General features: G+C 69.7%; 7 protein-coding genes. 4 read left to right on the plus strand and 3 right to left on the minus strand.

Translation table 11 applies throughout. From position 1 onward, the window contains the following. The 4 genes from bcsA to C7H73_RS00990 all read left to right on the plus strand — a co-directional run bounded on the left by bcsA (position 1) and on the right by C7H73_RS00990 (position 10,139). Positions 1–2,211 carry a UDP-forming cellulose synthase catalytic subunit gene (bcsA, locus tag C7H73_RS00975; protein ID WP_106844942.1) on the plus strand — a complete coding sequence of 737 codons (2,211 nt, stop codon included), beginning with the start codon at positions 1–3 and terminating at the stop codon, positions 2,209–2,211. Between the two features lie 17 nt (positions 2,212–2,228). Next, positions 2,229–4,535 (plus strand): cellulose biosynthesis cyclic di-GMP-binding regulatory protein BcsB, encoded by a 2,307-nt coding sequence (gene bcsB, locus C7H73_RS00980; protein ID WP_106844943.1) that lies wholly within the window; start codon positions 2,229–2,231, stop codon positions 4,533–4,535. 112 nt (positions 4,536–4,647) lie between these two features. Then, complete coding sequence (gene bcsZ, locus C7H73_RS00985) at positions 4,648–5,883, plus strand: cellulose synthase complex periplasmic endoglucanase BcsZ (protein WP_106844944.1); 1,236 nt, start codon at positions 4,648–4,650, stop codon at positions 5,881–5,883. Continuing rightward, positions 5,850–10,139: a cellulose biosynthesis protein BcsC gene (locus tag C7H73_RS00990; protein ID WP_106844945.1), complete on the plus strand. Its 4,290-nt coding sequence runs from the start codon at positions 5,850–5,852 to the stop codon at positions 10,137–10,139. The genes bcsZ and C7H73_RS00990 overlap by 34 nt, the downstream gene beginning before the upstream one ends. Positions 10,140–10,261: 122 nt before the next feature. On the opposite strand, the gene C7H73_RS00995 is transcribed toward C7H73_RS00990, so the two are convergent. The 3 genes from C7H73_RS00995 to C7H73_RS01005 form a co-directional block, all read right to left on the minus strand. After that, complete coding sequence (locus C7H73_RS00995) at positions 10,262–11,908, minus strand: hypothetical protein (RefSeq protein ID WP_227001377.1); 1,647 nt, start codon at positions 11,906–11,908, stop codon at positions 10,262–10,264. 191 nt (positions 11,909–12,099) lie between these two features. After that, positions 12,100–12,852, minus strand: a complete 753-nt coding sequence (locus tag C7H73_RS01000) for a 5'-methylthioadenosine/adenosylhomocysteine nucleosidase (RefSeq protein WP_106844947.1) — start codon at positions 12,850–12,852, stop codon at positions 12,100–12,102. A 115-nt stretch (positions 12,853–12,967) separates the two neighbouring features. Continuing rightward, complete coding sequence (locus tag C7H73_RS01005) at positions 12,968–14,653, minus strand: long-chain-fatty-acid--CoA ligase (RefSeq protein ID WP_106844948.1); 1,686 nt, start codon at positions 14,651–14,653, stop codon at positions 12,968–12,970. Between the last annotated feature and the right edge of the window lie 38 nt (positions 14,654–14,691).

Here is a 14,691-nt window from a genome sequence, read left to right on the forward strand (position 1 = left end):
ATGGCCACCGACCACAAGACCGTCGCCGACGAGATCGCGGACCGCGATCCGCGCAGCTTCCAGGCGCGCTGGCGCATGCGTGTGCATCGCATCGCCGACCAGCCCCTGTGGACCCACCCGCTGCTGCGCCTGGCGACCGCGCTGGGCGCGGCGCTGCTGTTCGCCCTGGTGGTCAGCGTGCCGCTGGACCTGACGGGGCAGCTCATCTTCTCCGCCGGCAGCTTCGGCGCGGCACTGCTGCTGTCGCGCACGCCGGGTCGGCTGACCACCCTGGCCATGATCGTGCTGTCGATCTCCGCCTCCTCGCGCTACATGTACTGGCGCGTGACCGACACGGTGGGCTTCACCAACTGGCTGGACGCCTGCTTCGGCTTCGGCCTACTGCTGGCCGAGCTGTACGCCTTCCTGGTGCTGCTGATCGGCTACTTCCAGACGGCCTGGCCGCTGCAGCGCCGTCCCGTGTCCATGCCGCAGGACGTCGACAGCTGGCCCAGCGTGGACGTTTTCATCCCCACCTACAACGAGCCGCTGGAGGTGGTCAAGCAGACGGTGTTTTCGGCCATGCAGATGGACTGGCCCGAAGATCGGCTGCACGTGTACGTGCTGGACGACGGCCGCCGCGATGAATTCCGCGACTTCTGCCAGGAACTCGGCGTGGGCTACCTCACGCGGGACGACAACGCCCATGCCAAGGCCGGCAACATCAACGCCGCGCTGGCCGTGACCGATTCGGACTACGTCGCCATCTTCGACTGCGACCACATTCCCACGCGCTCCTTTCTGCAGGTCTGCATGGGCTGGTTCATCCGCGACCCCAAGCTGGCGATGCTGCAGACGCCGCACCACTTCTTCTCGCCCGACCCATTCGAGAAGAACCTGGACACCTTCCACGTCATGCCCAACGAGGGCGAGCTGTTCTACGGCATCGTGCAAGACGGCAACGACCTGTGGAACGCCGCGTTCTTCTGCGGCTCGTGCGCCGTCATCAAGCGCGCGCCGCTGCTGGAGGTGGGCGGCGTGGCCGTGGAGACGGTGACCGAGGACGCGCACACCGCCCTCAAGCTGAGCCGCCGGGGCTACAACACCGCCTACCTGGAGCTGCCCCAGGCCGCCGGCCTTGCCACGGAGAGCCTGTCGGCCCACGTGGGACAGCGCATCCGCTGGGCCCGCGGCATGGCGCAGATCTGCCGCGTGGACAACCCGCTGCTCGGCCCCGGCCTGAAGCTGGGCCAGCGCCTGTGCTACTTCAACGCCATGCTGCACTTCTTCTATGGGTTGCCGCGGCTGGTGTTCCTCACGGCGCCGCTGGCCTACCTGCTCTTCAGCGCCCATGTGTTTCAGGCCACGGCGGCCATGATCACGGCCTACGCCCTGCCCCACCTGGCCCACGCCAGCATCACCAATTCGCGCATCCAGGGGCGCTTTCGCTACTCGTTCTGGAACGAGGTGTACGAGTCGGTGCTGGCCTGGTACATCATGCGCCCGGTGCTGGTGGCGTTCATCAACCCCAAGCTGGGCAAATTCAACGTCACAGCCAAGGGCGGGGTGATCGAGCAGTCCTACTTCGACTGGTCCATCGCACGGCCCTATCTCATCTTGCTGCTGCTCAACCTGCTGGGCTTTGCCGTGGGCATCGGCCGCATGGTGTACGTGGGGCCGTCGTCCGAGGTGTTCACCACGCTGGTCATCAACATGGTCTGGACGGCCTACAACATCATCCTGACCAGCGCCAGCCTGGCCGTGGCCAGCGAAACCCGCCAGGTGCGCAGCACGCCGCGCGTGACGGCGGCGCTGCCCGCGGCGCTGCGCTTTGCCGACGGCAAGACACTGGTGTGCGAAACCGACGACTTCTCCCAAAGCGGCGTGGGCCTGCGCGTGCCGCCCGAGCTGCGGCTTGAGCCTGGCAGCCACGTCGAGGTTTCGCTGTTTCGCTCCGACGAGGAAGGCACCTTCCCGGCGCAGGTCACCTTCAGCGGCGACGGCCGCCTGGGCCTGCACTTCGGCGAGCTGAGCCTGCACCAACAGGCCGACCTGGCGCGCCTGACTTTCGCCCGCGCCGACGCCTGGATCGACTTCTGGGGTAACCGCCAGCACGACAAGCCGCTCACCTCGCTCAAGAGCGTGGCGGTGATCGGCCTGCGCGGCTTGGGCCAAGTGGCCACCAATTCGCTGAACATCCTGCGCGGACGGCGCGAAGCGGTGTCCAGGTAACTCTTCGAAGACCAGCCATGACCGAGAAAATCCGCACTCCCTGGCGCGCGGCGCCTGTCCTTGCCGCCATCGCGCTGCTGTCGGCGCCCCTGTCCGGCCCCGGCAGCGCCCTGGCCCAGCCGGCGCCCGCCGCCGCGGCGCAGCCCGAGGCTTTTTCCGCCACCGGCCGCAGCTACCAGGTCACCTTCCGCCAACTGGGCGCCCTGTTTCCGCTGCAGCTGCGCGGCGTGCAGGGCACGGGTGGCGTGCAGTTCGGAGTGCGGGGCGACGAGGTGGTCACGCGCGCGCGGCTGCACCTGAACTACGCCTACTCGCCCGCACTGCTGGCCGACATCTCGCACCTGCGCGTGCTGGTCAACGAGCAGGTCGTCGCCACCATCCCCGTGCCCAATGCGCAAGGGGGGCAGGCACTGCAGCGGGTGATCGACATTCCCACCCGGCTGATCGGCGAGTTCAACCGCCTGAACGTCGAGCTGATCGGTCACTACACCATGGAGTGCGAGGACCCGGCGCACACCAGCCTGTGGGCCAACGTGGGCAATGACAGCGTGCTGGAGCTGTCGGTGGACCCGCTGGCGCTTGCCAACGACCTGGCCTTCCTGCCCGAGCCCTTCTTCGACCGGCGCGACTCCCGCCCGCTCAACCTGCCCATCGTGTTTGCGGGCACGCCCGACGCCGCCCAGCTGGAGGCCGCCGGCACCCTTTCCTCGTGGTTTGGCGCGCTGGCGGGTTTTCGGGGCGCATCGTTTCCCGCCGCCGTGGGCCAGGTACCGCCCAAAGGCCATGCCGTGGTGCTGGCCCTGGGCGCGCAGGGCGTGCCGGGCCTGAATCTGCCTGCCGCCACCGGTCCGTCGGTGGACGTGGTCAGCCACCCGGACGACCCTGCGGCCAAGCTGCTCGTCCTGCGCGGACGCGATGCTCAGGAGCTCAAGCGTGCCGCCGCCGCGCTGGCCGTGGGCGCGCCGGCGCTGTCAGGCTCCTCGGCGGTGTTCTCCGAGTTCAAGCAGATCGAGGCGCGCAAACCCTACGACGCGCCCAACTGGCTGTCCAGGGACCGGCCGGTCAAGTTCGGCGAGCTGGTCCAGGCGGACATGCTGAGCGTGGCGGGCTACTCGCCGGACCTGATCCGTGTGAACTTCCAGGTGCCGCCCGACCTGTTTGCCTGGCGCAAGCAGGACATCCCCGTGCACGTCAAGTACCGCTATACGCCGCAGAACGGGGCCGATAAGTCCACGCTGAACATCAACGTCAACGAGCAGTTCCTGCGCGCGCTGCCGCTGCGCGCGGCCGACTACTCGCCGCCCGGACGGGTGCAGGGCTGGCTGGACCGGGCGCTGCCCGCGCCGATGCTGGCCTCGGGCGACCTGCTGCCGGCCGAGGACTTCTTCCGCGTGCCGCTGTTCAAGCTGCCGGCGCGCAGCCAGCTGCAGTTCCACTACTACCACGAGATCAAGAAGGAAGGCGCCTGCAAGGACGTGCTGCTGGACAACGTGCGCGGCACCGTGGAGCCCGATTCCACCATCGACATCACCGGCTTTTCGCACTTCCTGGCCATGCCCGACCTGGCGGCCTTCGGCAACAGCGGCTTCCCCTTCAGCCGCCTGGCCGACCTGTCGGAATCGGCCGTGGTGCTGCCTCCAAAGCCCGAGCAGGGCGACCTGAGCGCCTACCTGTCGCTGATGGGCCTGATGGGCAACGTCACCGGCTATCCCGCCCACGCCGTCACCGTGGCGCTGGGCAGCGGCCAGCTCGACGCGCTGGCGGACAAGGACCTGCTGGTCATCGCCAGCAGCGCCGGCTCGCCCCTGCTCGAGCAGTGGGCCGAGCACCTGCCGTTCAGCCTGAAGGGCGACGCCCGCAGCTTTCGCCTGTCCGACTACGCCTCGCGCCTGCTCAACTGGTGGGACCCGGACCAGCGCGACCGCGTGCGGCCCGGCCGCAACGCCATTGCCTTCACCAGCACCAGCAGCGACGCGGTGATCGCGGGGTTTGAATCGCCCCTGCAAAGCGGGCGCAGCGTGGTGCTGCTGACCAGCAACCAGCCCGCGGGACTGCAGCAGGCCATCACGGCGCTGCTGACGCCAGATTTGCTCAAGCACATCCAGGGCAGCGCGGCGGTGGTGCGCGGCAAGCAGGTGGACAGCCTCGTGGCCGAGCAGACCTACCACGTCGGCTCCCTGGACCCGCTCACGCGCGTGCGCTGGTGGCTGTCGCGCCATCCGCTGGCCCTGATCGTGCTGGGCGTGGCGGCGGCTGCCGTCATTGCCTTCATGCTCTACATCACGTTGCGCGCGCGGGCCCGGGCGCGGCTGCAAAAAGGCTAAGCCAATATGAAATCAGGAGCTGCCAGCGCTTGATGACAAAGGGTTACAGTTAGATTCGTCCACCAAACCAAGGAACAGCAAGCGCAAGCAGCTCCCGATTTGATAGCTCCACATGTCGCCCATCACCCGCGCCCCTGACACTGCCCGCGCCGCGCGCCGCGCCTTGCACGCGCTTGGCCTGTGGTGCGCGCTGCTGCCCGCGGCCATGGCGCAGGGCGCCTCCTGCAGCGCCGCCGCGTCCTGGCCGCTGTGGGAGCAGTTCGTGCAGCGCTTCATGCAGGCCGACGGGCGCGTCATCGACCACAGCACGGCACAGCTGCACTCCACCTCCGAGGGCCAGTCCTACGCCATGTTCTTCGCGCTGGTCGCCAACGACCGGACCCGCTTTGACAAGCTGTGGAACTGGAGCATCGCCAACCTCGCCGGCGGCGACATCGGCGCGCGGCTGCCTGCCTGGCAATGGGGGCGCAAGGCCGACGCAAGCTGGGGCGTGGTGGACGCCAATCCGGCCTCGGATGCCAATCTCTGGTTCGCCTACGCCCTGGCCGAGGCCGGCCGCGCCTGGCGCGAGCCGCGCTACACGGCCCAGGCCCAGACCCTGCTGGCGCAGGTCGCCATCGAGGAAGTAGCTGACCTGCCCGGCCTGGGCCCGACGCTGCTGCCCGCAGCCAGCGGCTTTGCGCTGCGCAGCCCCGAGCGCCGCACCTGGCGGCTCAACCCCAGTTACCTGCCCGTGCCGCTGCTGCGCGCCTTCGAGCGTATCGACGGCCAGGGCCCCTGGAAGGCCGTCGGCATCAGCTTCAGGCGCATGCTGGAGGGCACTACGCCCAAGGGCTTTGCCGCCGACTGGGTGGCCTACGAAGTGCCCGAGGGCGCCCTCCGCGGCACCTTCGCGCGCGACCCCGAAAAGGGCGACACAGGCAGCTATGACGCCATCCGCACCTACCTGTGGGCCGGCATGACGCCGACCGGCGATGCGCTGGCGCCCGTGCTGCGCCGCCGCTTGGGCGGCATGGCCGAAGCGCTGCGCGCCGCTCCGATGCCGCCCGAGAAGGTGCAGACCACTACCGGTCAGAGGGAAGGCCAGGGCCCCGTGGGCTTTTCCGCCGCGCTGCTGCCCTACCTGCGCACGCTGGGCGCCACGGCAGCCCTCAAGGCGCAGCAGGAGCGCGTGCGCACGCAACTGCTGGAGCCGCCGCCGGGCGGCCAGCCGCTCTATTACGACCAGGTCCTCGGCCTCTTCGGCACAGGCTGGATGGATCAACGCTACCAATTCCTGCCCTCCGGCAGACTGCAATTACGCTGGGAAAAGGCATGTCCGCAAAGAAGCGCCACCACCGCACCCTGATCCTGGGGCTCGTCGCCTCGCTCGGCGGGCTATCCGTCCCGGCCCAGGCCCAGGACACCGCCACCAAGACGCTGATCGAACAGGGCCAGTACTGGCAGTCGCGCGGCGACGCCCAGCGCGCGATCGAGAGCTGGCAAAAGCTGTTGCGCGTGGACCCGAACCAGCCCGACGCCCTGTACGGCATGGCCCGAGCGCAGCTGCAGGGGCAGCACGTAGAGGAGGCCCAGCGCTACCTGGAGCAGCTGCGCCGCGCCCACCCAGGCCACCGGCTGGTGGAGCGGCTGCAGCAGGAAATCGGCGTGCAGCGCAACAGCGCGCAGGTGCAGCAGGCGCGCGAGCTGGCCCGCACCGGCCAAGCCGAGCAGGCCATGGGAAACTACCAGGCCGCCCTGGGCAACCAGGCACCCACCGGCCCGCTGGCGCTGGAGTACTACCAGACGCTGGGCGGCACCTCCGGCGGCTGGGACGAGGCCCGCCGCGGGCTGGAGCGCCTGGCGCGCGAATCGCCCGACGACGCCAAGATCTCGCTGGCCCTGGCCCAACATCTCACCTACCGTGAAGCCACGCGGCGCGAAGGCATCGCCCAGCTCGCCCGCCTGGCCGGCCATCCCGCAGTGGGCAAGGCCGCTACCGACAGCTGGCGCAAGGCTCTGGCCTGGACGGGCAGCCGCGCGGCCGACATACCGCTCTACCAGGCCTTCTTGAGCGCACATCCGGGCGACGAGGCCATGCGAAGCCGCCTGCGCGAAATCGAGGCGCGCCAGCGCACCGCCCGCGCAAGCGGCGCCGCGGCGCGCGACCCGCTGCGCCAGCGCAGCACCGACGGCTTCAAGGCCCTGGAGGACGGTGACCTGGAGGCCGCCGAGGCCGACTTCCGCAGCGTGCTGGAAGCCCGCCCCAACGACGGCGACGCGCTCGGGGGCATGGGCGTGCTGCGCCTGCGCCAGGAAGAATTCGCCCAGGCGCGCAGCTACCTGGAGCGCGCCACGCGCCAGGGCTCGGCCGCACGCTGGAAGCAGGCCCTGGACAGCGCCACCTACTGGACGCTGATCGAGCAGGCCCGCGCCGCGCGCGATGCCGGAGACCTGGGCAACGCGCGCCAGCTGCTGGACCAGGCCGTGCGCCTGGACGCCCGCGAAATCACCGGCGAGAACGACCTGGCCGACGTGCTGGCCGAGCAGGGGCAGCTCGAAGCTGCCGAGGCTGCCTACCGCCGCGTGCTCGCGCGCCAAGCCGACAACCCGGATGCCATCCGCGGCCTGGTGGGCGTGCTGTCGCAGACCGGCAAGGCCGCCGAGGCTTTGAAGTTGGTCGAGCAGCTCACGCCCAGCCAGCAGGAGAAAGTGGGTGCCCTGGGCCGCCTGCGCGCCACCCAGGCCATGGGCCTGGCCCGCGCCGCCGCCGAGCGCGGCGACGACCAGGCGGCGCGTGCCGCCCTGGAGGACGCGCTGCTCAACGACCCGGGCAACCCCTGGGTGCGGCTGGACCTGGCACGCCTGTACCTCAAGATGGGCGCCACGAAGGAGGCCCGCGGCGTGATGGACGGGCTGCTGGTATCCAACCCGCACATGCCTGAGGCGCTGTACGCCAGCGCGCTGCTGGCCTCCGAGGCGCGCGACTGGGCCGGTGCCCTGGCCACGCTGGAGCGCATCCCCGAGAAGAACCGCACGCGCGACATCGCCGCGCTGCAAAAACGCGTGTGGGTGCACGTGCAGGCCGACGCCGCCGCCGCTCTTGGCCGCGAGGGCCGCGTGCAGCAAGCCCAGGCCGTGCTGGCCCAGACCGAACCCTTCGTCGGGCAGGATCCGGAGCTGCTGGGCACCGTGGCCCTGGCCTATGCCGACGCCGGCGACCCGAACCGCGCGCTGGCCATGGTGCGCGAGATGCTGGCGCGCACGCCGCGCCCCGACACCGGCCTGCGCCTGCAGTACGCCGCGGCGCTGCTCAAGACGCACCAGGACGTGGAGCTGGCCGGCATCCTGCGCCAGCTGCAGGACACGCCCATGTCGGCGCAGGAGCGGCGCGGCTACGAGGACATCCGTGTGGGCTACATCCTGCGCCAGGCCGACGCGCTGCGCGAGGCCGGCGACCTGGCCAGCGCCTACGACACCCTGGCCCCGCTGATGGCCGAGCGCCCGCAGGACCCCGACGTGGTCGGCGTGCTGGCCCGCATGTACGCCGACAACGGCGACCACGCCCAGGCCATGCAGCTGTACCACCGCCTGCTGGAGAAGGACCCGCGCAACCTCAAGCTGCTGCTGCCGGCCGCCTCGGCCGCCACGGCCACCAAGGATTTGGCCTATGCGGAATCGGCCATCCAGGTCGCGCTGCAGCTGGCGCCGAACGACCCCGAGGTGCTGACGGCCGCCGGCCGCCTGTACCGGGCCAAGGGCCAAGCCACCAAGGCCGGCCAGTATTTCGCGGCCGCCATCGAGGCCGAGAATCGCCAGCGCGCGGTGCTGCTCGGGGCCGCAGGCCAGGGCAACCCGGCCTGGAACGGCGCAGCGCCGGGTGGCAACCCCTTCCGCCGCACCGCCGCCCTGGCCAGCTGGGGCGGGCGCACGCCCTTCCCCACGGCCGTGCCCGCGGCCGCCGCGCCGCTGGGCTATGCCGCCGCTGCCCAGCCGGTGGCCGCCGGGCCGCAACCCTACATTCCCCAGCCCGCCGGGGCAGCGCGCTTTCCCATGGCAGGTCCCGCCGTCGTGCCTGTAGCCACGCCCACGAGCTACTACGGCGAAGTCGTTGCTCCTGCTGCGCCAGTTGCAGCGCCCGCCCGCACTGCGGCCAGGCCACAGACCCAGGGGCGTGCCGCGCTGGCGCCTGCCCGTGCCGCCGCTGCGCCGACGCCGGCACCGGTGGCAGCCGCCCCCGCGGGCTACGCGGCCCCAGCTGCCGTAGCAGCCGCCCCTCTTTACCTGCCGCAACCGGCCACGGGCTACATGACGCCCCAGGCCGCCCATGCGGCTTCTGCGCAGGCGGGGCCCTCGCCCTCGCTGTGGGCAGCGGCGCCCATGCCGGCTGCGACCGGGGTGCCCCAGCCGGCGCGGCCGCGCTCGGCGCTTGACGAGCTGTCCGAGCTGCAGGAGGGCCGCACGTCCACGCTGTCCGTAGGAGTGGTAGGCCGTGCGCGCCAGGGTGAAGCCGGCATGAGCCGCCTGGCCGACATGCAGGCGCCTGTGGAGCTGAAATTCGGCGCCGGCGACGGGATGATGAGCCTGCGCGCCACCCCCACGGGGGTGAGTTCCGGCACGCCCGACGCGTCCTATGGCACTCTGAGCCGCTTCGGCGGCGGCCCCGCCACGGCGCTGGACATGCCGCTGCGCTCGCCGGGCTCGCAAAGCGACAGCGGCGTGGGCCTGGGCATTGCTTACGAGACGGCCAACTTGGCGGTGGACGTGGGCACGCTGCCGCTGGGCTTTGGCCAGAACGACATCATGGCCGGCGTTCGCTACCGCATGGGCCTGAGCGACCAGGCCAGCCTCACGGGCGAGCTTTCGCGCCGCCCGGTGACGGACAGCGTGCTGTCCTTTGCCGGCGCGCGCGACGCGCGCACGGGCGAGCGCTGGGGCGCCGTCTCCGCCAACGGCGGCCGGCTGGACCTGACCTGGGATGACGGCGACTTCGGCACTTATGCTATCGGCGCGATGCACAGCCTGCAGGGCCACAACGTGCGCTCCAACTACCGCGCCGAGCTGGGCGGCGGCATGTACTGGCGCATCCATCGCTCCAGCGACGCTGCCTTCACCGCGGGCCTGAACTTCACGGGCCTGGCCTACGACAAGAACCTGCGCTACTTCACTTACGGCCACGGCGGCTACTTCAGCCCGCAGCAGTTCCTGGCCATGAGCGTGCCCTTTGACTGGGCGCAGCGCAGCGGCCGCCTGAGCTACCAGATCAAGGGCGCCTTGGGCGTGCAGTACTTCAAGGAGGACGCGGCGCCGTACTTTCCCACCAGCCGCTCGCGCCAGAGCACCGCCGCCCAGGCCGCCAGCGATGCGGAGGCCTTCGGCGAGGTGGGCGGCAACACCACCGCCATCTACCCCGGCCAGAGCAAGACAGGCCTGGGTTACAACCTGGGCATGGCCATGGAATACCAGTTGCACCCGCAGCTGTTCATCGGCAGCCACCTGTCGCTGGACAACGCGCGCAACTACCGCCAGTTCACGGGTGGGCTGTATCTGCGTTATGCGCTGCAGCCTTACACAGGCCGCCAGGCGCTGCCGGTGAACCCCCTGAAGTCGCCTTATTCGTTCTGACCCGCAGGCGGGCGGACGAAAAAAATCCCTCGCCAGGCGAGGGATTTTTTTGTCTGCAACGCAAGTGGCGCCTGTGAGATATGCAGCCCGCCACGCAAGCGCCTCGGGCTGGCCCAGTGCGGTCAGGGCGCCGGGCGCTTGGTGCCTACGAACACGGTGTGGGCACGCTGCCCGGACTGGAACAGGCCAGCCGCCAGGATACGCAGACCGACTACTTCGCCGTTGGCATCGAAGATGGCCGCGGCCGAGCCCGACTGGGAGGGCCCGGACGACAGCTCGCAGCCGATGAAGTTGGCGGGTCTGGCCGGGTTGTCCAGAAAACCGAAGGCTTCCACGCGGTACAGGTTCTGCCGGCCCTCGGCCAGGTTGCCCAGCAGCTTGCCCACAATCAGGCATTGATTGCTGGTGACCCCCGTGATGGAGCCATCCACGGCAATGTCGATGTCCACCTGATGCCCGCCGAAGCTGCTGCCAGCCATGCGGTAGCCACCAGCGATCATATTGACGTTGGCCTGCCCCACCCTGCGTGCGGGCAGCGTGTAGAGAGAGTCGGGTTGCATCACGAACCGCGTCGGGTAGCCGCCGGGCTGCGTGGGATAGCTGTAAGTGCCTGTCAGGCGATTGGCGATGCCGTCGGCCGCGGCGCTCTCCACGGTGGCATCGACCAGCACGCCGCTGACGTAGCCGCCCATGTAGTCCCCGGTGCCGTCCAGCAGGCGGTCGAAGAACACGCCGTCATTGGCCGTCACGAAGCGGTTGGTCGTCTGGTCGTTGTTGTAGCGGATCAGCCGCCCGTAGAGCACGTTGTGGTTGAAACTGCTGTTGGTGTAGAAGAACATCCCGCCGTCGGGAAAAACCGTGCCGTGGATATCCAGATCGCCCGTCACGCCCGCTGGCAGCGTCAGCGTGCCGGCCCAGTTGCCTGCAGCCGACAGCGGCGTGGGCGAGGGGGTGGTGGGCTGGCGCGGGTCGGCCAGGCCGTTGAGCACGAAGGTGTTGTCCGTGCCGATGGAGTTGCGGGTGAGCACCCAGATGCCATTGGGCACGTTGTTGGCATCAAAGCGCAGCACGGCCACGCCCGTCTGCTGCGAACTGCGATAGCCGCACGAGGACTCGTCGCCCGTCAGATTCATCGTCACCGAATACAGCGCCGAGCCCGGCGAGCGCGGAGCGGCCGCGCCTTGCACGTTGCAGCCGCCGACTCGCCCGGACAGCACGCCGCGCTCGGTGACCGTGAAGACCCACTGGCCGCCGAAGACGCCCGAGCCGCGGTAGGTGCCGGCGATGAGGTCCGCGCGTGCCGGGTAGTCGTTGAGCTTGCTGTAGTTCAGCTTGAACGGGGTGGGCGCGCCCGTGGCTGCTGCCGTGCCGGCAGGGCTGGTGTAGTTGCCGCTGATGGCCACCGTCTTGCCGGTGGCCGGGCTGGAAGAGGCCGTGCCGCGCAGGGACAGGCCCGTGGCGAACTTGCCGTCCTGTACCGAGAAATAGGTGACGCCCGTGGCCTGCACCGCCGTCAGGTTGGCCCGCAGCAAGCCGTACAGGCCGTCATAGCCGGCCGCGCCAGCGGCGCCGCGTGCCAGGTAGAACTCGCCGCCCTTGCCGTCGGCGCCGCCATCGACGAAACCCACCATGGTGCGCTGCGCCGCGCCCGTGCCCACGGTGCCTTCCCAGAAGCCGGCGGGGTATTGCTGCGTGCCGACCGGCGGCCCCTCTTCGTCAGCACCTGCGCCGCCTCCGCCGCAGCCCGAGAGCAACGCTGCGAAGGACAAGACAAGAAAGGGAAGGGGACGGGAAAGGCGGGTCAGGGGCATGGCGGACTTTGCGTCAGTGGATGAGGCGCAGCGGCACGGGGCCCGCCTCACGAACGTTTACAGATTATCCCAATTTTGACCAAGCAATCGATTGAGGAAAGCTTTCAGCCCGGGAGCCATTCGGGGCTGGTGGCCAGCCTGCGCCTTCTCTACAACTGCCCGAGCAGCTCCCGCACCACTCCGTCCGCATAGCGCCGCGCCACCTGTTCGACGAAGCGCGGGAAGTCCACGTGGGCGCTGTCGTCGGCGCGGTCGGAGATGGTGCGCACGGCGGCAAAGGGCAGCTGGTAGTCGCGGCAGACCTGCAGCACGGCGGCGCCTTCCATCTCCACTGCCAGCACATCGTGGCCGGCGGCCAGCAGGTCGCCGCGCAGGCGCTGCGAGGCGGCGGCGGTGCTGATGAACTGGTCGCCGCTGGCGATCAGGCCCTGGTGCAGGCGTGGTGCATGGGCGGCAGGAAGATACTGGTCAAATTGGCCTCCAGAGCGCTCCAGATAAGCGCCAGCAGCTCTCATAAGAATAGCGGACAGCGGGCCGTCGCAGGCCATGAGTGCGCTGCCCTGGCCCGGCACCTCCCAACGCGGGAACAGGGGCGAGGCGTCCATGTCGTGCTGCAGGTACTCGCTGGCCACCACCACGTCGCCCACCTGCACGCCCTCGCCCACCCCGCCGGCCACGCCGGTGAAGACCATGCGCCGCACGGCAAAGCGTTCGGCCAGGCTGGTCGCCGTGGTGGCGGCCGCCACCTTGCCGATGCCGCACAGGGCCAGCACCACGTCGTGCCCGCACAGGCGGCCGCGCCAGAAAGTGCGCCCGGCATGGTCGATGCGCTCCGCGGCCTGCAGGGCGTGGACGAGGCCGCCCTGCTCTTCGGGCAGGGCGCTGAGGATGGCTGTGGTCATGGCAGGAGGCACTGCCGCAGACTGCGGCGGGCATGAAGAAAAAAGCCGGGATTATCCCGGCCCGGTGGTGCAGCGCACGCCCAGCCAGCCAGGGGCCGGCCGGGCGCGCGGCGCGTCAGCTCTTCTTGGCGTCGCGCAACTCGCGGCGCAGGATCTTGCCCACCGGCGTCTTGGGCAGATCGTCGCGGAACTCGATCACGCGCGGCTGCTTGTAGCCCGTCAGGTTGGCGCGGCAGAACTCCTTGACCTGCTCCACGGTCAGCTGCGGGTCTTTCTTGACGATGACCAGCTTGACGGCCTCGCCGGTCTTCTCGTCGGGCACGCCGACCACGGCGCATTCGAGCACGCCGGGCATGAGGGCCACCACGTCCTCGACCTCGTTGGGATAGACGTTGAAGCCGCTGACCAGGACCATGTCCTTCTTGCGGTCCACGACCTTGAAGAAGCCGCGCTCGTCCATGGTGCCGATGTCGCCGGTGCGGAAGTACCCGTCCTCGGTCATGACCTTGGCCGTCTCGTCCGGGCGCTGCCAGTAGCCGGCCATGACCTGCGGGCCCTTGATGGCAATCTCGCCGGCCTGGCCGGTGGTGGAGATGTCGCGGCCCGCATCGTCCAGGATGCGCAGGTAGGTGCCGGGGATCGGCACGCCGATGGTGCCGGAGAACTCCGTGGCCGTGACCGGGTTGCAGCTGGCAGACGGACTGGTCTCCGACAGGCCATAGCCCTCGCAGATGGGGCAGCCGGTCTTTTCCAGCCACAGACGGGCCACCGCCGCCTGCACCGCCATGCCGCCGCCCACGGACACCTTCAGGTGGCTCCAGTCCACGGTCTTGAAGTCGGGGTGGTTGGCCAGGCCGTTGAACAGCGTGTTGACGGCGGGGAAGCTGTGGAAGCGGTGCTTGGACAGCTCCTTGAGCGTGCCGGCCAGGTCGCGCGGGTTGGGGATCAGGATGGTTTTGCCGCCCGTGCGCATGGACAGCATCATGTTCACCGTGAAGGCGAAGATGTGGTACAGCGGCAGCGCGCACACGGCCGTGGGCTGCTCGCCGGCGGGCACGCGGCCCATGGCGGGCGAGTTCCAGGCCTCGGACTGCAGCACGTTGGCGATCACGTTGCGGTGCAGCAGCACGGCGCCCTTGGATACGCCGGTGGTGCCGCCCGTGTACTGCAAGAGCGCGATGTCGTCGGGCGTCAGGTCGGGCTTGCTGAAGGCGGCGCCGCTGCCCTTGGCCAGCGCGTCGTTGAAGCGCACGGCGCCGGGCAGCTCGAATGGCGGCACCAGCTTCTTGACGTTGCGCACCACGTAGTTGACCAGCGCGCCCTTGAGCAGGCCCAGCCGGTCGCCCATGGCGCACAGCACCACGTGCTTGACCTGCGTCTGGGCAATGCAGGCCTGCAGCGTGGCAGCGAAGTTCTCGATGATGACGATGGCGCGCGCGCCCGAGTCCTTGAGCTGGTGCTCCAGCTCGCGCGGGGTGTACAGCGGGTTGACGTTGACCACCACGAAGCCGGCGCGCAGCACCGCCGCCACGGCGACCGGGTACTGGGGCACGTTGGGCATCATCAGCGCCACGCGGTCGCCGCGCGCCAGGCCCAGGCTCTGCAGGTAGGCGGCGAGCTGGCGGCTCAGGGCGTCCGTCTCGGCATAGGTCGTGTCCTTGCCCATGAAGCTGTAGGCGGTGCGGCCGGCGTAGTCCTTGAAGGCCTGCTCCATCAATTGCACCAGCGACTTGTACTGCGCCGGATCGATGTCTGCGGGCACTCCCTCGGGATAGGCGGCCAGCCAGGGGCGGTCTGTCATGTGTCTCTCCTGGAATCTCTTGTTTTCAAATGAAACGG

Origin of the sequence: Pulveribacter suum (assembly GCF_003013695.1) — a bacterium.
GTDB classification, from domain to species: Bacteria; Pseudomonadota; Gammaproteobacteria; order Burkholderiales; family Burkholderiaceae_C; genus Melaminivora; species Melaminivora suum.

What these genes read in the sequence shown, in the direction of transcription:
- bcsA (WP_106844942.1), top strand. Translation starts at nt 1, where the DNA reads ATGGCCACCGACCACAAGACCGTCGCCGACGAGATCGCGGACCGCGAT.
- bcsB (WP_106844943.1), top strand. Translation starts at nt 2,229, where the DNA reads ATGACCGAGAAAATCCGCACTCCCTGGCGCGCGGCGCCTGTCCTTGCC.
- bcsZ (WP_106844944.1), top strand. Translation starts at nt 4,648, where the DNA reads ATGTCGCCCATCACCCGCGCCCCTGACACTGCCCGCGCCGCGCGCCGC.
- C7H73_RS00990 (WP_106844945.1), top strand. Translation starts at nt 5,850, where the DNA reads ATGTCCGCAAAGAAGCGCCACCACCGCACCCTGATCCTGGGGCTCGTC.
- C7H73_RS01000 (WP_106844947.1), bottom strand. Translation starts at nt 12,852, where the DNA reads ATGACCACAGCCATCCTCAGCGCCCTGCCCGAAGAGCAGGGCGGCCTC.
- C7H73_RS01005 (WP_106844948.1), bottom strand. Translation starts at nt 14,653, where the DNA reads ATGACAGACCGCCCCTGGCTGGCCGCCTATCCCGAGGGAGTGCCCGCA.